The 17,327-nt window shown below is 66.9% G+C and carries 19 protein-coding genes; 15 read left to right on the top strand and 4 right to left on the bottom strand.

The annotated features are described in order from the left end of the window. The first annotated feature begins 13 nt into the window (after positions 1-13). The 5 genes from ACR2JI_RS15010 (at position 14) to dprA (ending at position 4,132) form a co-directional block, all read left to right on the top strand. The gene (locus ACR2JI_RS15010; RefSeq protein ID WP_526391430.1) at positions 14-721 is read left to right on the top strand and encodes a ribonuclease HII; all 708 of its coding nucleotides are present in this window, start codon (positions 14-16) and stop codon (positions 719-721) included. Then, entirely contained in the window at positions 721-1,026 is a 306-nt protein-coding gene (locus ACR2JI_RS15005; protein ID WP_526252249.1) for a DUF2469 family protein, read from the top strand. The genes ACR2JI_RS15010 and ACR2JI_RS15005 overlap by 1 nt, the downstream gene beginning before the upstream one ends. Before the next feature lie 88 nt (positions 1,027-1,114). Further along, entirely contained in the window at positions 1,115-1,474 is a 360-nt protein-coding gene (locus ACR2JI_RS15000) for a YraN family protein (RefSeq protein WP_526391325.1), read from the top strand. Between the two features lie 16 nt (positions 1,475-1,490). Beyond that, complete coding sequence (locus tag ACR2JI_RS14995; protein ID WP_526391323.1) at positions 1,491-3,002, top strand: YifB family Mg chelatase-like AAA ATPase; 1,512 nt, start codon at positions 1,491-1,493, stop codon at positions 3,000-3,002. Continuing rightward, complete coding sequence (gene dprA, locus ACR2JI_RS14990; RefSeq protein ID WP_526391321.1) at positions 2,999-4,132, top strand: DNA-processing protein DprA; 1,134 nt, start codon at positions 2,999-3,001, stop codon at positions 4,130-4,132. The genes ACR2JI_RS14995 and dprA overlap by 4 nt, the downstream gene beginning before the upstream one ends. Here the strand turns inward: dprA and ACR2JI_RS14985 are convergent. Next, positions 4,129-7,152 carry an MMPL/RND family transporter gene (locus ACR2JI_RS14985; RefSeq protein ID WP_526391319.1) on the bottom strand — a complete coding sequence of 1,008 codons (3,024 nt, stop codon included), beginning with the start codon at positions 7,150-7,152 and terminating at the stop codon, positions 4,129-4,131. The genes dprA and ACR2JI_RS14985 overlap by 4 nt on opposite strands. Next, positions 7,149-7,601 carry an MmpS family transport accessory protein gene (locus tag ACR2JI_RS14980; RefSeq protein ID WP_526391317.1) on the bottom strand — a complete coding sequence of 151 codons (453 nt, stop codon included), beginning with the start codon at positions 7,599-7,601 and terminating at the stop codon, positions 7,149-7,151. Before ACR2JI_RS14980 ends, ACR2JI_RS14985 begins: the two co-directional genes overlap by 4 nt. Before the next feature lie 94 nt (positions 7,602-7,695). Between ACR2JI_RS14980 and ACR2JI_RS14975 the strand changes: the two genes are divergently transcribed. The 3 genes from ACR2JI_RS14975 to ACR2JI_RS14965 are packed head-to-tail and all read left to right on the top strand — an operon-like array spanning position 7,696 to position 9,272. Next, positions 7,696-7,866: a DUF8730 family Cys-rich protein gene (locus ACR2JI_RS14975; protein WP_526391315.1), complete on the top strand. Its 171-nt coding sequence runs from the start codon at positions 7,696-7,698 to the stop codon at positions 7,864-7,866. Next, complete coding sequence (locus ACR2JI_RS14970) at positions 7,866-8,309, top strand: DUF5078 domain-containing protein (protein WP_526391313.1); 444 nt, start codon at positions 7,866-7,868, stop codon at positions 8,307-8,309. Before ACR2JI_RS14975 ends, ACR2JI_RS14970 begins: the two co-directional genes overlap by 1 nt. Positions 8,310-8,339: 30 nt before the next feature. Further along, positions 8,340-9,272, top strand: coding sequence for a tyrosine recombinase XerC (locus ACR2JI_RS14965; protein ID WP_526391311.1), 933 nt, complete (start codon positions 8,340-8,342; stop codon positions 9,270-9,272). On the opposite strand, the gene ACR2JI_RS14960 is transcribed toward ACR2JI_RS14965, so the two are convergent. Next, positions 9,269-9,775, bottom strand: a complete 507-nt coding sequence (locus ACR2JI_RS14960) for a M23 family metallopeptidase (RefSeq protein ID WP_526391309.1) — start codon at positions 9,773-9,775, stop codon at positions 9,269-9,271. The genes ACR2JI_RS14965 and ACR2JI_RS14960 overlap by 4 nt on opposite strands. Positions 9,776-10,032: 257 nt before the next feature. Between ACR2JI_RS14960 and rpsB the strand changes: the two genes are divergently transcribed. Genes rpsB through ACR2JI_RS14945 form a run of 3 tightly spaced genes read left to right on the top strand, consistent with a single transcriptional unit; the run spans position 10,033 to position 13,125 of the window. Next, on the top strand, positions 10,033-10,890 hold the full coding sequence (gene rpsB, locus ACR2JI_RS14955; RefSeq protein ID WP_526391307.1) for a 30S ribosomal protein S2: 858 nt from the start codon (positions 10,033-10,035) through the stop codon (positions 10,888-10,890). A gap of 1 nt (position 10,891) precedes the next feature. Next, positions 10,892-11,707: a translation elongation factor Ts gene (tsf, locus tag ACR2JI_RS14950; RefSeq protein WP_526391305.1), complete on the top strand. Its 816-nt coding sequence runs from the start codon at positions 10,892-10,894 to the stop codon at positions 11,705-11,707. Positions 11,708-11,721: 14 nt separating this feature from the next. Then, positions 11,722-13,125 carry an amidase gene (locus ACR2JI_RS14945; RefSeq protein WP_526391303.1) on the top strand — a complete coding sequence of 468 codons (1,404 nt, stop codon included), beginning with the start codon at positions 11,722-11,724 and terminating at the stop codon, positions 13,123-13,125. On the opposite strand, the gene ACR2JI_RS14940 is transcribed toward ACR2JI_RS14945, so the two are convergent. Beyond that, positions 13,122-13,766 (bottom strand): TetR family transcriptional regulator, encoded by a 645-nt coding sequence (locus ACR2JI_RS14940; RefSeq protein WP_526391301.1) that lies wholly within the window; start codon positions 13,764-13,766, stop codon positions 13,122-13,124. The two genes, ACR2JI_RS14945 and ACR2JI_RS14940, sit on opposite strands and share 4 nt — an antisense overlap. A gap of 216 nt (positions 13,767-13,982) precedes the next feature. Here ACR2JI_RS14940 and pyrH point away from each other — a divergent pair, with 216 nt between their 5' ends. The 4 genes from pyrH to rlmN are packed head-to-tail and all read left to right on the top strand — an operon-like array spanning position 13,983 to position 17,327. After that, the gene (gene pyrH, locus ACR2JI_RS14935) at positions 13,983-14,744 is read left to right on the top strand and encodes a UMP kinase (RefSeq protein ID WP_526391428.1); all 762 of its coding nucleotides are present in this window, start codon (positions 13,983-13,985) and stop codon (positions 14,742-14,744) included. Positions 14,745-14,783: 39 nt separating this feature from the next. Beyond that, positions 14,784-15,341 (top strand): ribosome recycling factor, encoded by a 558-nt coding sequence (gene frr / locus ACR2JI_RS14930; protein ID WP_526391299.1) that lies wholly within the window; start codon positions 14,784-14,786, stop codon positions 15,339-15,341. 14 nt (positions 15,342-15,355) lie between these two features. After that, complete coding sequence (locus ACR2JI_RS14925; RefSeq protein ID WP_526391426.1) at positions 15,356-16,222, top strand: phosphatidate cytidylyltransferase; 867 nt, start codon at positions 15,356-15,358, stop codon at positions 16,220-16,222. 49 nt (positions 16,223-16,271) lie between these two features. Beyond that, positions 16,272-17,327, top strand: a complete 1,056-nt coding sequence (gene rlmN, locus ACR2JI_RS14920; protein ID WP_526391424.1) for a dual-specificity RNA methyltransferase RlmN — start codon at positions 16,272-16,274, stop codon at positions 17,325-17,327.

Genomic DNA, 17,327 nt, shown 5'->3' with positions numbered 1-17,327 from the left:
GGCGGATGTGACCATGTGGCCGCCTCGCACCGTCATCCGGCGGTCGTCGGGGCTCAGGACACTGGAGTCGGCGCTCTATCGCAGCGGGTTGGGCCCGGTCGCCGGTGTCGACGAGGTGGGTCGGGGTGCCTGCGCGGGCCCACTGGTGGTCGCCGCCTGCGTTCTGGGCCCGAACCGGTTCGAGAGTTTGTCCGCGCTCGACGATTCCAAGAAGCTGACCGCCAAGGCCCGCGAGGAACTCTTCCCGCTGATCCGCCGCTACGCACTGGCCTACCACGTGGTGCTGATCCCGGCCGCCGAAGTGGATCGGCGCGGGGTGCACGCGGCCAATATCGAGGGTATGCGGCGTGCGGTCGCCGGACTGTCGTTGCGGCCCGGGTACGTGCTCTCCGACGGTTTCCGGGTGCCCGGGCTGCCGATGCCCTCGCTGCCGGTCGTGGGCGGGGACGCGGCGGCGGCCTGTATCGCGGCGGCGAGCGTGCTGGCCAAGGTCAGCCGGGACCGCATCATGGTCGCGATGGACGACGAACATCCTGGTTACGGATTCGCCGTGCATAAGGGCTACAGCACCGCGGCCCATGGTGCGGCACTGGCCGAGCGAGGCGCCTGCGCCCAGCATCGGCAGTCGTTCATCAACGTCCGACGGGTGGTCGGGTTCGCAGTGGGCCATGATGGAAGTACGCCGTTTGATATGACCGGACAAAAAGGACAGCTGAGCTGATGAGTGCCGAGGATCTCGAGAAGTACGAAACCGAGATGGAGCTGTCGCTGTACCGCGAGTACAAGGACATCGTCGGACAGTTCAGCTACGTCGTGGAGACCGAACGCCGCTTCTACCTGGCCAACAGTGTCGAGTTGGTGCCGCGCAACACCGAGGGCGAGGTGTACTTCGAGTTGCGGCTGGCCGACGCCTGGGTGTGGGACATGTATCGGCCGGCCCGATTCGTCAAACAGGTTCGGGTGATCACCTTCAAGGACGTCAACATCGAAGAGGTCGAGAAGCCGGAGTTGCGGCTGCCCGAGTAGCTGTGCATCGACGGCGCGCTGGGGATGGTCCGGGCATGTTGACGCCCGACTGAACCGGTCCGTCGGTCATCCGGCCCAGTGTGATCGCATGACGACACGCACTGAACTCGGCGCGCTGGGCGAGCAGATCGCCGTCGAGTATCTGCAGAGCCTGGGTCTGCAGATCGTGGCGCGCAACTGGCGATGCCGCTACGGCGAATTGGACGTGATCGCAGCCGACGGTTCGGACACCGTCGTCTTCGTGGAGGTCAAGACCCGCACCGGCAACGGTTTCGGCGGTGTCGAGCAGGCCGTGACGCCGGCGAAGGTGCGGCGGCTGCGGCGGCTGGCAGGGCTGTGGCTCGCCGGTCAGGACAGCGGGTGGGCGCAGGTGCGCCTCGATGTCATCGGGGTACGTACGGGCCGACAGCGCGACCCTGAGGTGTTGCACCTGCGGGGAGTCGGCTGATGGCGCGGGTCCGCTGATGGCATTGGGGCGAGCGTTCTCGGTTGCGGTCCGCGGCTTGGATGGCGATATCGTCGAGATCGAGGCTGACATCACCTCCGGTCTCCCCGGTGTTCATCTGGTCGGTCTGCCCGACGCCGCACTGCAGGAGTCCCGGGACCGGGTTCGGGCGGCGATCACCAATTGCGGTCGTAGTTGGCCGATGTCGCGGCTGACGCTGGCGCTGTCGCCGGCGACGCTGCCCAAGACCGGATCGCTCTACGACATCGCTTTGGCTGCGGCCATCCTTTCGGCGGGGCGCAAGGCGCCGTGGCCGCGACTGGAGAAGACGGTGCTGCTGGGCGAACTCGCACTCGACGGACGCGTGCGTCCCGTCCACGGCGTGCTTCCTGCGGTGCTGGCCGCCAAGGCGCAGGGGTGGCCGGTGATCATCGTCCCGGTGGGCAACCTCGCCGAGGCGGGCCTCGTCGACGGCATCGAGGTGTTTGGCGTGCGAACGCTGCGGGATCTCCTGCACTGGCTGGACAGCGGCGCAGGTCTTGATCCACGGGTCGGAATGCCGCCGCAGGCCCATGAGGAAGTCGCCGACCTGGCCGACGTGGTGGGGCAGAGTCAGGCCCGCTTCGCCGTTGAGGTCGCTGCCGCCGGGGCCCACCATCTCATGCTGACCGGACCCCCGGGTGTCGGGAAAACCATGCTTGCCCAACGACTTCCGGGTCTGCTGCCCGATCTCACCGAGAGCGAGGCGTTGGAGGTGACGGCCATCCATTCGGTGGCGGGCACGCTCTCGTCGCGCACCCCGCTCATCACCCGGCCTCCGTTTATCGCTCCGCACCACTCGTCGAGCGTGGCCGCCCTGGTGGGCGGCGGCGCGGGGATGGCCAAGCCCGGGGCGGTCAGCAGGGCGCACCGCGGTGTGCTCTTTCTCGACGAGTGCGCCGAGATGGGGATCAGCGCGCTGGAGGCGCTGCGAACACCGGTGGAGGACGGCGAGGTCCGGATCGCCCGCCGGGACGGGGTGGCGCGCTACCCCGCGCGGTTCCAGCTCGTGCTCGCCGCCAACCCGTGCCCGTGCGCGCCGGCCAACCCGCAGGACTGCATCTGTTCGCCGCCGCAGCGGCGGCGCTATCTCGGCAAGCTCTCGGGTCCGTTGCTCGATCGGGTTGACCTACGAGTCCAGATGCACACCGCACGGGCCGGGGCCTTCGCACCGGAGGCCGCCGAGCCCAGTTCGCAGGTCAGAGCGCGGGTGGCGGCGGCCCGCGCCGCCGCCACCGAGCGGTGGCTCCCGCATGGGGTCAGCACCAACGCCGAGGTCACCGGAGCGGTGCTGCGCCGGCACTTCCGCCTCGGCGAGGCCACGATGGCGCCGCTGAAGTCCTCCCTGGATCGGGGAATCATCAGCATCCGCGGGGTCGACCGGTCCCTGCGGATGGCCTGGACTCTCGCTGATCTCGGGGGTCGCACCGCGCCAAATCGCGACGACGTGGCCATAGCGCTCAGCTTCCGGCAGGCCGGGGTCACACCGTGAGTACAGACGTCCGGCTGCAGGCTTGGGCCTACCTTTCCAGGGTCACCGAATCGCCCTGCGCTGAACTCGCCGCCCTCGTCGCCGACATCGGTCCCGAGGAGGCAGCGCAGCGGGTCCGACGCGGCGCGGTCGGTCCGGAGCTGGCCCGCAGAACCGAGGGCCGTCGCGAACTGGACTGTGCCGCCCAGGATCTGGAATTGCTGCACCGCCGCGGTGGCCGACTGCTCACCGCCGACCATGACGAATGGCCGGTCCTGTCGTTCATCTCCTTCGGTGGAGCACCGGTGCGCGACAAGCCGCAGGGTCGCCCGCCGTTGGCGCTGTGGACCATCGGTCCGCTCCGACTGAATGAGGTGACCGAACGGGCCGCCGCGATCGTCGGCACCAGGGCCGCAACCGCCTACGGCGATCATGTCGCCGCGGAATTGTCGGCCGGACTGGTGGAGCGTGATGTCGCGGTGATCTCCGGTGGCGCCTACGGCATCGACGGGGCAGCGCATCGCGCAGCCCTGGCCGCCGACGGTGCGACGGTGGCTGTGCTGGCCGGTGGTGTCGACATCCTGTACCCGGCGGGCCATTCCGCACTGCTGCACCGCATCAGCCGCGAAGGGTTGCTGATCAGTGAGTATCCGCCCGGTATCCGCCCGGCGCGGCACCGGTTCCTGACCCGCAACAGGTTGGTCGCCGCGCTGTCGTCGGCGACCGTGGTGGTGGAGGCCGGTCTGCGCAGCGGTGCGGCCAGTACCGCGGCATGGGCCCGGGCGCTGGGCCGGGTGGTGTGCGCGACCCCGGGTCCGGTGACCTCCACCGCCTCGGCGGGCTGCCACACGCTGATCCGCTCCGGTGCAGAGCTTGTCACCAGGGCCGCGGACATCATCGAAATCATCGGCCGCGCAGGTGAGTTCGCCGACGAGCAGCCGCATCCGACTCAGCCCCTCGACGCGCTGACCGACACCGAGCTCAAGGTCTACGAGGCATTGCCCGGCCGCGGGGCGCGCACGCCCGACGAGATCGCGGTGGCGGCCGGTCTGCCTCCCACCGCCGTGCTGGGTCCGCTGGCGATGCTGGAGATCGCCGGCCTGATCGAATGCCGGGACGGGAGGTGGCGGCTGACCCGTACCCGCGTCTAGGTCTGACCCGCCGGGACCAACCCGTCGTCCGGTGATCCGCCCTCGTCACGGACCGGGTTGAAGACGTCCGGAATCCGCTCCGGGTTCCATCCGGTCACATGATTCATCCGTTCGGAATAGGACGGACGAGACCTGATTTTCAGTGGCCACCAGAACCACGGGCCGAGGATGGCCGCGATGGACGGCGTCATCAGGGAGCGCACTATCAGCGTGTCGAGCAATAGGCCGATCCCGATCGTCATACCGCCCTGGCCGACATTGAGCAGGTCGCCGGAGATCATCGACCCCATGGTGACTGCGAACACCAGACCGGCGGCGGTGACCACAGTTCCGGTACTGCCCATCGAGCGGATGATGCCGGTGTTGATGCCGGCGCCGATTTCCTCCTTGAATCGCGACACCAAGAGCAGGTTGTAGTCGCTGCCGACGGCCATCAGGATGATCACCGCGAACGCCAGCACGATCCAGTTGAGTTCGATCCCGACGATTCGTTCAAAGATGAACACCGACAGGCCGAATGCGGCGCCCAGTGAAATCACAACGGTTCCGACGATCACCATCGATGCCACCAGGGCCCTGGTGATGACGAGCATCACGATGAAGATCAGCGTCAGCGCGGCGAAGGCCGCGATCATGGTGTCGTACTTGGCGCCGGACTGGATGTCCCGGTAGGTGGCCGCGGTCCCGGCCAGGTAGATCTGCGAGCCTGCCAGCGAGGTTCCCTTCACCGCCTCATGCGCCGCGACGAGTTCGTCGTCGACAACCGCGATTCCCTCCTCGGAAGCAGGGTTCGCATCGTGGGTGATGATCAGTCGTGCCGCCTTGCCATCCGGAGACAGGAACAGTTTCAGACCCTTCTGGAAGTCGGGGTTGGCGAACACCTCCGGCGGCAGATAGAAGTAGTCGTCGCTCTTGGACGCGTCGAACGCCTGACCCATCGCGGTGGCGGTGTCGGTCATCTGCTGCATCTGCTCGATGAGTCCGTCGAAACTGCTGTGGATCGTCTGCAGGGTCCCCTGCATCATCGTCGCAGTCGCGATGATCGGCGGAAACTGGGCGACCATCTTCGGGAACAGGGAGTTCATATCGCCCATTCCGCCGACCATCTGATCCATGCCACCGATCATCGCGGTCATGTCGGTCTGCAGGGATGCCATGTTGTCGCTGAACTTCGAGACGCCATCTGTGGCGTCGAAGGCGGCCTTGATGCCCTCGCACACCGTGATGTTCAAACAGTTCGGTTCCCAGTAGAAGTAATTCCGGATCGGACGCACCGCATCGTCGAAATCAGCGACGCGGTCACGCATCTCATCCAGCGTCGACTTCATCACAGTCATGTCCGCGACGCTGCGCTGACCGGAAGCCACCATCCCATTGGCGGACTCGACGCTTGCGTTCATCGCCCCCGACATCCGGGTCATCAGGTTCTGCATCTCGGTCATCGATCCGATCATCGCGCCGAGATCGTCCGACATTCCGCTGATGTCACCGACACGTTGCTTCAGGAACTGCAGATTCTGCGTGATCGGCACCGAGGACATACTGATCTGGTACGGGATCGAACTGTGTGCGATCGGCGAGCCCAGTGGCCGGGTGATGCCCTGCACCATTGCGATACCCCGGATCCGGAACAGCGCCTTGGTGATTCGATCCAGCACGATCATGTCGGTGGGGTTACGCATGTCATGGTCAGCCTCGACGGTGAGGATGTCCGGATTGAGGCGCGCGGTGCTGAAGTGCTTCTCGGCCGCGGTGTAACCGAGATTGGACGGGACGTCGGCGGGAATGTAGCGCCGGTCGTCGTAACTGGTCTTGTAGCCGATCATGGCCAGGATGCCCAGCAGCACGACCGAGGTCGCCACGGCAAGGATCGGTTTGGGCCAACGGACTGTGGCCGTGCCGACCTTGCGCCAGCCCTTGGTCTTCATCATCCGCTTGGGATCCAGCAGCCCGAACCGGCTGCCCACGACGAGAATTGCCGGCGCGACGGTCATGGCGGCGGCCACCACGATGATCAGGGCCAGGGCCGACGGGTAGGCCAGTGAGTTGAAGTAGGACAGCCGGGTCAGCCGCAGGGTCAGCATGGCGCCCGCGATGGTCAATCCCGAGCCGAGGATGACATGGCCGACGCCGTGGAACGCGGTGTAATAGGCCGATTCCGGATCTTCTCCGTTCTGGCGGGCTTCGTGGTAGCGGCCGATCAGAAAGATGGCGTAGTCGGTGCCGGCGGCGATCGCGAGTGCCGTCATCAACGGAACCGAGAACGTCGAGAAGTCCATCAGGCCGAGCTTGCCGACCACCGCGACCGTGCCGCGGGCGGAGCCCATCTCGATGCCCACGATGGCCAGAATGAGCAGAACAGTGCTCACCGACCGGTAGACGATGGACAGCATGATGGTGATGACGATCATCGTGACGACGGTCATCTTGATCATGCCGCTGTCACTGGCCTCGAGTGAGTCCGTGGTCAGCGGGGCCGGGCCCGTGACATAGGCCTGCAGTCCCGCCGGGGGCGGGGTTTCGTGGATGACTTCGCGAATCGCATCCACGGACTTGTTGCCCTGCGTGCTGCCCTGGTCTCCAGCCAGGTTGAGCTGGACGTAGGCGGCCTTACCGTCGCTGCTCTGCACGCCGGCGGCCGTGATCGGGTCGCCCCAGAAATTCTGGACGTGCTGCACGTGCTCGGTGTCAGCCTCGAACTTGGCAACGAGGGTGTCGTAATACCGATGCGCGTCCTCGGCGAGCGGTTGGGCGCCGACGAGAACGACCATGGCGATGCTGTCGGAGGTGGACTCCTGGAATTTCGCGCCCATCCGCTTGGCTGCGATCACCGCCGGTGCGTCCTGGGGCGACATCGACACGGCGTTGGCCATACCGACCTTCTCCACCTGCGGGACAAGCAGATTCACCGCCGCGGTGTAGGCAACCCAAATGAGGATGAGGGGAACCGCCAGAGCGCGGATGGTGCGGGGGACGAACGTGCGGGAGTCGCTGCCCGAACCTTTGCCGTGGGCGCTCATGCGGCTTTGTCCAGACAGAAGGCCTGGGCGTCACGGCCCTCGGCTTGATCTTCGGCGACCAGCTTGTCGTTGACCAGGATGCGGCAGCCGAGTGCGGCGGTATCACCCTGGGCGACCACATTGGCCAGCACGCCGGGATCGGTGGTGCTCACAGTCACCGACCACGGCAACGCCGTGAATCCCGCTTCCACGGTCTCGCCGGTGACATCGAGGTAGCTGACCCGCCCGGTTGCGTCGGGGGGCCCGACGATCTCATAGGTCACCCGCTTGACGTTGATCGGCTTGGGGACGTCGGCCGGAAGCGATGCTTCGACATAGGGCTTGTCGGAGTCGAAGAAGGTGCGCAGCCTGGCGACGACGGCGGCCGAGGCGAGGACGGCGACGGTGACCATCGCGAGAACCCAGAACCGCTTGAGCAGGCCCACGAGGGACTTGAGGTACGTCTTCATCGTTCGATCACGTCTTAGTAATACCATACCCCCCATGGTATATGCGAATACCCAAGGGGGTATGCTGGAATCGACCCTTAGGAGAGGAAACCCCATGTGTCGTGCGACGAAGTGCCGCGTCTGCGGTAAGACCACCTGGGCCGGCTGCGGACAGCATGTCGAGATGGTCCGGCGCAGCGTGCCGGCCGCCGACTGGTGCGGCGGCGGTCATTCCAAAGACGAACTACCGCCGCGACGGTGGAGCCTGTTCCGGAAGAAGGGCTGATGCGATCGCCCGCCGGCGCCGGAATGACCCTGGCCCTGGCCCTGTTCGCCGGGGCGACTCCCGGTGTGGCCAGGGCCGACGCCACCGACGACTATCCGATCCCGCACCGGATCATCGTCACGGCGTGTACGGCAGAACAGATCATGGCCGCGGTCCGGGATGTGCGGCCGGTCTACTACGAGCGCTACATGATCGACTACAACAACAAGTCCGTTGAGATTCAGCAGGCCTCCCGCGACTTCATCCACGATTTCTTCGGGAAAACCCCGGAACAGCGCAGGGCCTGGTCAGAGGAGATGGCGACCGATATCTACTCCGATCCGCTGGTCTTTCAGTGGCCCAACCACGCGAAACTGTTCTTCAACAACAAAGGCGTTGCGGCGCGCGCCACCGACGTCTGCGATCAGTACCCGCCCGGGGACATGTCGGTGTGGCAATGGTGATTAGGCCGGAATTTCTGCGACCGTAGGGGAGTGGACGCCGATGTTGACGCAGCGGACCGGTTCGCAGCGGTGCTTGAGGAATACGCCGAGCATCTCGCCCTGGAACGCGGCCGCTCCGAACACACCCGCCGGGCGTATCTGACCGACCTGCGTTCGCTGTTCGCCTTCCTCGAGACCCGGGCGCCGGGTGCGGGCCTGGACGCGCTGAACCTGCCGGTCCTGCGCGGCTGGCTGGCGGCGCAGGCAGCCGGCGGCGCGGCCCGCACCACCCTGGCCCGGCGCACCTCGGCGGTGAAGACCTTCACCGCCTGGGCCAGCCGCCGCGGCCTGATGGCGGCAGATCCGGCGACCCGGCTGCAGATGCCCAAAGCGCGTCGAACGCTGCCCGCCGTCCTGCGCCAGGATCAGGCGCTGGCCGCACTGCACGCCGCCGACCTGGGCGCCCAGCAGGGCGATCCGCTGGCGCTGCGCGATCGGCTGATCGTCGAGATGCTCTACGCCACCGGCATCCGGGTCAGCGAACTGTGCGGGCTTGACATCGACGACGTCGATACCGGCCGCCGGGTGATCCGGGTGCTCGGCAAGGGCAACAAACAACGGACCGTCCCGTTCGGTACCCCGGCGCTGAGCGCGCTGCAGTCGTGGCTGCGCGACGGTCGACCCGAACTGGTCGCCGTCGATTCGGGACCGGCGCTGCTGCTGGGCCCGCGTGGCGGCCGGCTGGATCCACGGCAGGCCCGCACGGTCGTGCATCAGACCATCGGCGCGGTCGACGGCGCACCCGATATGGGTCCGCACGGTCTGCGGCACAGCGCGGCGACCCACCTGCTCGAGGGCGGGGCCGACCTGCGGGTGGTGCAGGAGATCCTCGGGCACTCCTCGCTGGCCACCACCCAGCTCTACACCCACGTGACCGTGGCGCGGTTGCGCGCGGTGCACGACCAGGCGCACCCGCGGGCCTAACCGGAACCCCGGCCGGCCAGCGGCTTGAGCCGGATCGGTGTCACCGTCAGCAGGCCCATCGGGTCGACATAGTCGGCCCGCGCCGCAGGTCCCCACATGGCGCCCCAGTGCAGGCAGGCCGGCACCGGACAGCCGGCATGCCCGGCGAGCAGCCGGCCCAACGGGGTCGAGGCGTCCACCCGCTGTCCGGGCCGAACCGACGGTTCGACCGGCTCGTAGCTGCTCCGGAGTCCGCCGGGATGGTCCACCGAAATCACCGGCCGCCCGGCCAGCACCCCGGCGAACACCACGACGCCCGGGCCCGCCGCATACACCGGCTGACCTGGGGAACCGGCCAGGTCGACACCCCGATGGCCGGGCCGCCAGTCCGGCGTCGGGGCATCGAACGGGCGGGTGATCTGCGGGGTGCCCGGCCGAAGCGGCCACGCCAGGCGCCCGGCGTCAGCCCGGCACGTCGGAGACAACGCGAGGAGCACACTCAGTACCGCCGCCACCAACCGCATCGGGTCAGTTCAGCACCCCTGCGCCGGAGATGCCGTCATGGTGCTCGCCGATTGGGTATCAGCAGGTGGCTGTGTGTAAACTCAGGCACGCAATTCGCGTCAGCGGATTGACTTCGCGCGCCTGATGGCAGGGTCGCCAAGCGACAGCTGCCCGCGCATGCCAGTTGGTCCCGTTCCGGCGGGTTGGTATGCGCGCAGACGCCAGGGCATGGCTTCACACGAAGCCGTGCGACAACCGACATAAAGGAATACACGACATGGCTGTCGTAACAATGAAGCAGCTGCTCGACAGCGGCACCCACTTCGGGCATCAGACCCGACGCTGGAATCCCAAGATGAAGCGGTTCATCTTCACCGACCGCAACGGCATCTACATCATCGATCTGCAGCAGACGCTGACCTTCATCGACAAGGCCTACGAGTTCGTCAAGGAGACCGTCGCGCACGGCGGCTCGGTGATGTTCGTCGGCACCAAGAAGCAGGCGCAGGAATCGATCGCCGAAGAGGCCACCCGCGTCGGCATGCCGTACGTGAATCAGCGCTGGCTCGGCGGCATGCTCACCAACTTCTCCACCGTGCACAAGCGCCTTCAGCGGATGAAGGAGCTGGAGGCCATGGAGCAGACCGGTGGCTTCGAGGGTCGCACCAAGAAGGAAATCCTGATGCTGACCCGCGAGAAGAACAAACTGGAGCGGTCCCTCGGTGGTATCAGGGACATGAACAAGGTGCCCTCGGCGGTCTGGGTCGTCGACACCAACAAGGAGCACCTCGCCGTTGCCGAGGCGCGCAAGCTGAACATCCCGATCATCGCGATCCTGGACACCAATTGCGATCCCGATCTGGTCGATTACCCGATTCCGGGTAACGATGACGCGATCCGGTCGGCCGCCCTGCTCACCAAGGTGATCGCCTCCGCGGTGGCCGAGGGTCTGCAGGCCCGCGGTGGTGCCGGTGCCGGCGACAAGTCCGGCTCCGACGCAACCGCGGCTGAGCCGCTGGCCGAGTGGGAGCAGGAACTGCTCGCCGGTGCGGCCATCGAGGCCGCCCCGACCGAGGCGGGTCCGGTGGCCTCCGAGTCGGTCACCGAGACCGTCACGATCGTCGAGGAAGGCTGAGATGGCGGACTACACCGCAGCCGACGTCAAGCGGCTTCGTGAGCTCACCGGCTCGGGAATGATGGACTGCAAGAACGCGCTGACCGAGACCGGCGGCGATTTCGACAAGGCCGTCGAGGTGCTGCGCATCAAGGGCGCCAAGGACGTCGGCAAGCGTGCGGAGCGCGCGACCGCCGAGGGTCTGGTGGCGGCCAAGGGCGGCGCTCTGATCGAGCTCAACTCCGAGACCGACTTCGTGGCCAAGAACGCCGAGTTCCAGGCACTGGCAGATCAGGTCGTCGATGCCGCCCTGGCGTCGAAGGCCAACGATGTGGAGTCGCTCAAGGCCGCCAAGATCGGCGACCACACCGTCGAAGAGGCCATCGCCGCGCTGTCGGCCAAGATCGGCGAGAAACTCGAGTTGCGCCGTGCGCAGTACTTCGACGGCAAGGTCGAGACCTACCTGCACAAGCGGGCCGCCGATCTGCCGCCGGCGGTCGGTGTGCTGGTCGAGTTCGAGGGCGGTGACACCGATGCCGCCCATGCGGTGGCCCTGCAGATCGCCGCGCTGAAGGCCAAGTACCTCACCCGTGACGAGGTACCCGCCGATCTGGTGGCCGCCGAGAAGCGGGTTGCCGAGGAGACCGCCAAGTCCGAGGGTAAGCCCGAGGCCGCGCTGTCGAAGATCATCGAGGGTCGCGTCAACGGGTTCTTCAAGGATGTCGTGCTGCTCGAGCAGCCGTCGGTGTCGGACAACAAGAAATCGGTCAAGGCTCTGCTCGACGAGGCGGGCGTGACCGTCACCCGATTCACCCGCTTCGAGGTGGGGCAGGCTTAGCGGGCCGGCCGATCATGCGGCGCGTCAACGCCTTCGGAGACGATGCACTCGGCGATCTCGACGCCGTGGCAATGGTCGATGCCATGCGCACCGGCCGGGTCTCGGCGGCTGAATTCGTCGACGCGGCCATCGCGCGCGCCGAGAAAGTCAACCCGGTCCTCAACGGCTTGGCGCATGAGAACTTCGCGCGCGCCCGCATCCGTGCGGGCGTCCGCGAGGGTGGTTACTTCGACGGGGTGCCGACCTTCATCAAGGACAACGTCGACGTCGAGGGCATGCCGACCAGACAGGGCGCCGACGCCTGGGATGCCCGCCCGCAACCCGGACACGGTGACTTCGCCAGATTCTTCCTGGCGACCGGCCTGATCGCGATCGGTAAGACGCAGCTGTCGGAGTTCGGCTTCAGTGCCGCCGCCGAGCACCCGCGTCTCGGCGCGGTTCGCAATCCGTGGGACACCGACTACACCGCGGGGGCCTCGTCCTCGGGCTCGGGTGCCTTCGTCGCCGCCGGTGTGGTCCCGATCGCGCACGCCAACGATGGCGGCGGGTCGATCCGGATCCCGGCCGCCTGCAACGGTTTGGTCGGGCTCAAACCGTCCCGCGGCCGGCTCCCGCTGGACAAGATGTCCCGGCAGATGCCGGTGCGGCTGGTCAACGACGGTGTGCTGACCCGCTCGGTGCGCGACACCGCGGCGTTCTACCGCGAGGGTGAACGCATCTGGCGCAACCGGGCTCTGCCGCCGGTGGGCGCGGTCACCGGTCCGGGCGTCGACCGGTTGCGGATCGCCGTGGTCACCCGCTCTGTGGGACGGGACTGCAGCCCGGTCATGCGGGACCACACGTTGCGAACCGCCACCCTGCTCGAGAGCCTCGGCCATCGCGTCGAGTATCTCGACGACAACCCGGTCCCGGACTCCTTCGTCGACGACTTCCTGGTCTACTGGGCGTCGCTGGCGATGGCGTTGGTGCGCACCGGACGGCGCAGCTTCGGCAAGTCCTTCGACCGTTCCCGGTTGGACAATCTGACGCTGGGACTGGATCGGCACGCCACCCGCAACCTGCACCGCCTGCCGATGGCGATCACCCGGTTGAGCCGGTTACGCAAGATCACCGACCGCTTCTATCGCGACCACGACATCCTGCTGACACCGACACTCGCCGACGAGACCGTTCGGATCGGTCACCTCGATCCGACCGCGGACTATCAGCAAGTCATCGACCGTCTCGTCGAATGGGTCGCGTTCACGCCATTGCAGAACGCCACCGGGGAGCCGGCCGTGTCGCTGCCGATGGCGCAATCGGCGAACGGGTTACCGGTCGGCATGATGTTCGCCGCGCCCCTGGGTCACGAACGCCGGCTGCTGGAGCTGTCCTACGAACTCGAATCGGCCGCACCGTGGCCGGGGATTCAGGACTAGACGGCGGCCTGGTACCTATCGACGATGTCGTCGAGCAGTTCGTGCAGACGGCTCACCTCATCGTGGGGTGCGATGGATGACACCAGCATCCGCCACGACCTGGCCAGCCGGACGTAGGGGTCGTCGCCGCAGGCCGCCGAGACCAGGTGTGAGCCCAGGATGCCGGCCCAGATCGCTTCGCCCACATCGACGGGATCGACATCGGGGCGCAGCCCGCCGGCCCGTGCGACCCCGCCGGCCATTTCGACGAAGGCCGCGGTCCACCCGGTGTAGACCCGGGACCCGGCGCTGCTCACCTGATTGAGGGCCTGGGCGAGCTGCTGGCCGATCTGGGTGGCGGGATCGCGATGCATCAGGCCCTGGACGGCGAACGTCGATGCGATGATGCCGTCCAGAGTCGGTGCGGCGGCATCGAAATTCTCCTCGACGGCGGTCACGGTCCGGTTGTTGAACTCGTCGATGATCGCCGTGGCGACGGCTTCTTTGGAGTCGAAGTGGTAGTAGAACGCGCCTTTGCTGACCCCGGCCCGCTGCAGGACACCGGCGAGTCCGGTTTCGCCGTAGCCGATCTGGCCGAACAACTCGACGGCTGTTTCGATGATCTTGCGACGCGTTGCCTCAGCGCGGGCTTGCAGTGCCACCCTTGCTCAACTCCCGTTCCCAGTCTCGCGGACCGTAGCTTGCAGACCGTAGCTTGCAGACCGCATTAGGTCCCCCGAGTGCAATCCTCAGACTAGCCCCATGGCGAATCGGTGAACCCCCGCGACCGGCCGCAGGCCCGATGAGGCAGGATGATCTTGCTGTTCCGGAGGTTTCTCCGGGATGCGAGCCATCCCCGAGATGCCGCCAGCCCGACGATGGTGAGGAGTCCGATGGGCGAGCCGACGATCAACGGCACCGGACCGCAATCCCGGCCCGGGTATTCGCGGGTGCTGCTGAAACTGGGTGGGGAGATGTTCGGCGGCGGGGCCGTCGGCCTCGATCCCGACGTCGTCGCCCAGGTTGCCCGGCAGATCGCCGAAGTGGTGCGCACCGGTGTGCAGGTCGCGGTCGTCATCGGCGGCGGTAACTTCTTCCGCGGCGCACAGTTGCAGCAGCGCGGTATGGAGCGGACCCGGTCGGATTACATGGGCATGCTCGGCACCGTGATGAACAGCCTTGCGCTCCAGGACTTTTTGGAGAAGGAAGGTATTGCGACCCGGGTTCAGACCGCCATCACGATGGGTCAGGTCGCCGAGCCGTATCTACCGCTGCGGGCCCGTCGTCACCTGGAGAAGGGCCGGGTTGTCATCTTCGGCGCCGGTATGGGCCTGCCGTACTTCTCCACCGACACCACCGCCGCGCAGCGCGCCCTGGAGATCGGGGCCGAAGTGGTGCTGATGGCCAAGGCGGTCGACGGGGTGTTCACCGACGACCCCCGGACCAACCCGGACGCCACGATGATCACCGAGATCAGCCACCGGGAGGTGATCGACCGCGGGCTCGGGGTCGCCGACGCCACCGCCTTCAGCCTCTGTATGGACAACGGAATGCCGATCCTGGTCTTCAACCTGCTGACGAACGGGAATATCGCCCGGGCCGTCGCGGGTGAGAAGATCGGGACACTGGTAACGAGCTGACGCTCACCACCTGACGGGAGAACCGATGGAGCCGCGCCAATGATCGACGAGGCACTCTTCGATGCCGAGGAGAAGATGGAGAAGGCGGTGGCCGTCGCCCGCGACGATCTGGCCTCGATCCGGACCGGTCGGGCCAATCCGGGTATGTTCTCCCGCATCGTCATCGACTACTACGGGTCCCCCACCCCGATCACGCAGATGTGCAGCATCAACGTGCCCGAGGCCCGGATGGTGGTCATCAAGCCCTACGAGGCCGGTCAGTTACGTGCCATCGAGGAGGCGATCCGAAACTCCGACCTGGGTGTCAACCCGACCAATGACGGCAACATCATCCGGGTGTCGATCCCTCAGTTGACCGAGGAGCGTCGCCGGGACCTGGTCAAGCAGGCCAAAGGCAAGGGTGAGGACGCCAAGGTCTCGGTGCGCAACGTCCGCCGCAAGGCGATGGAGGAGCTGGCTCGCATCAAGAAGGACGGCGAGGCCGGCGAGGACGAGGTCGGCCGCGCCGAAAAGGAACTCGATAAGAGCACCCACACCTACACCACGCAGATCGACGAACTCGTCAAGCACAAAGAAGGCGAGCTGCTGGAGGTCTGAGGACCCGGCAGACGATCACCGTGGCGCACACCCCTCCACAGAGCCAATCCCCGCCGGCGAAGACATCCAAGGCCGGCCGCAACCTCCCCGCCGCTATCGGCGTCAGTGTGCTGCTCGGCGCATTGGTGATCGGCACATTGGTGTTCGCGCCCCGCGGCTGGGTGCTTGTGTTGTCGGTGGCGATGGCAATCGCGACCCATGAGGTCGTCAAGCGGTTGCGCGAAGCGGGGTATTCGATCCCGCTCATCCCGCTGCTGCTGGGTGGGCAGGCCATCATCTGGCTGACCTGGCCGTTCGGCGCAGCCGGCGCGCTGGGCGGATACGGCGGGACGGTACTGGTCTGCCTGATCTGGCGGCTGCTGAGCCAGGGCCTGCAGAGCCAGCCGGTCAACTACCTTCGCGATGTCGCTGTCACCATCTTCCTCGCCACCTGGATTCCGCTGTTCGCCGCGTTCGCCGCGCTACTGGTGTACCCGCCCGACGGCTGGGCTCGGGTGCTGACCTTCATGTTCGGGGTGGCGTTCTCTGATATCGGCGGGTACGCCGCCGGGGTGCTGTTCGGTAAGCACCGGATGGTGCCGGCGATCAGCCCGAAGAAGTCCTGGGAGGGTCTGGCCGGCTCGCTGATCATCGGCACCACGGCTGCCGTGCTGGCGGTGGTTTTCCTGATGCACCGGCCGTGGTGGGTCGGGGTGCCGCTGGGGATCATGCTCGTCATCACCGCCACCCTGGGCGACCTGGTCGAGTCGCAGGTAAAACGTGACCTCGGCATCAAGGACATGGGCACGCTGCTGCCCGGGCACGGTGGCCTGATGGACCGGATCGACGGGGCACTGCCCTCTGCGGTGGCCAGCTGGATCGTCCTCAGTCTGCTGGCCTGATACTGAACGCGTGAAGCAGGACCTGGTTTTCGAAGCGCCCCGACGCGGCATGCCGGCGCGGCATTTCGCCGACCTCGACACCGATGGTCGGGTGGCCGCGGTTACCGAACTGGGCCTGCCGGCGTTCCGCGCCAATCAGTTGGCCAACCAGTACTACGGTCGGCTGGTTGCCGACCCTGCGCTGATGACCGATCTCCCCGCCGCTGTTCGCGACACGGTGGCCGCGGCGTTGTTCCCACCCCTGCTCTCGGTGGTCCGTGACGTCGAGTGCGACGCAGGGGAGACGCGAAAGACGTTGTGGCGCGGTAACGATGGAGCCACCTTCGAGAGTGTGCTGATGCGCTACGCCGACCGCAACACGGTGTGCATCTCGTCGCAGGCCGGCTGTGGGATGGCGTGTCCGTTCTGCGCAACGGGTCAGGGTGGGCTGACCCGCAACCTCAGTACCGCCGAGATTCTCGAACAGGTCCGCGCCGCCGCGGTCACACTGCGTGACCTTCACGGCGAGAGGCTGTCCAACATCGTCTTCATGGGGATGGGGGAGCCGCTGGCGAACTACGCCCGCGTGGTGGCCGCGGTCCGGCGGATCACGGCGGGGCCGCCGGAGGGTTTCGGGATCTCCGCCCGCTCGGTGACGGTGTCGACCGTCGGCCTTGCGCCGGCCATCCGCAAGCTGGCCGACGAACGGCTCGGGGTGACGCTGGCGGTGTCACTGCACACCCCCGACGACGAGTTGCGCGACACCCTGGTGCCGGTCAATGACCGCTGGAAGATCGGCGAAGTGCTCGATGCCGCCCGGTACTACGCCGATGTCACCGGCAGGCGGGTGTCGGTCGAATACGCACTGATTCGCGATATCAACGATCAGGGCTGGCGCGCTGACCTTCTCGGCAAGAAGTTGCATCAGGCGTTGGGGCAGCTGGCCCACGTCTACCTGATCCCGCTCAATCCGACGCCGGGCAGCCGGTGGGACGCCAGCCCGAAACCGGTCGAGCGGGAGTTCGTGCGACGGGTGCGCGCGCAAGGGGTGACGTGCACGGTCCGGGACACCCGGGGTCGGGAGATAGCGGCCGCGTGTGGACAGCTGGCCGCCGAAGGCGGGTAG

Origin of the sequence: Mycobacterium sp. (genome assembly GCF_051006775.1) — a bacterium.
GTDB lineage: Bacteria > Actinomycetota > Actinomycetes > Mycobacteriales > Mycobacteriaceae > Mycobacterium.
Note: the sequence above shows the minus strand (reverse complement) of the source record. Positions and strands in the feature narration are given on the sequence as shown.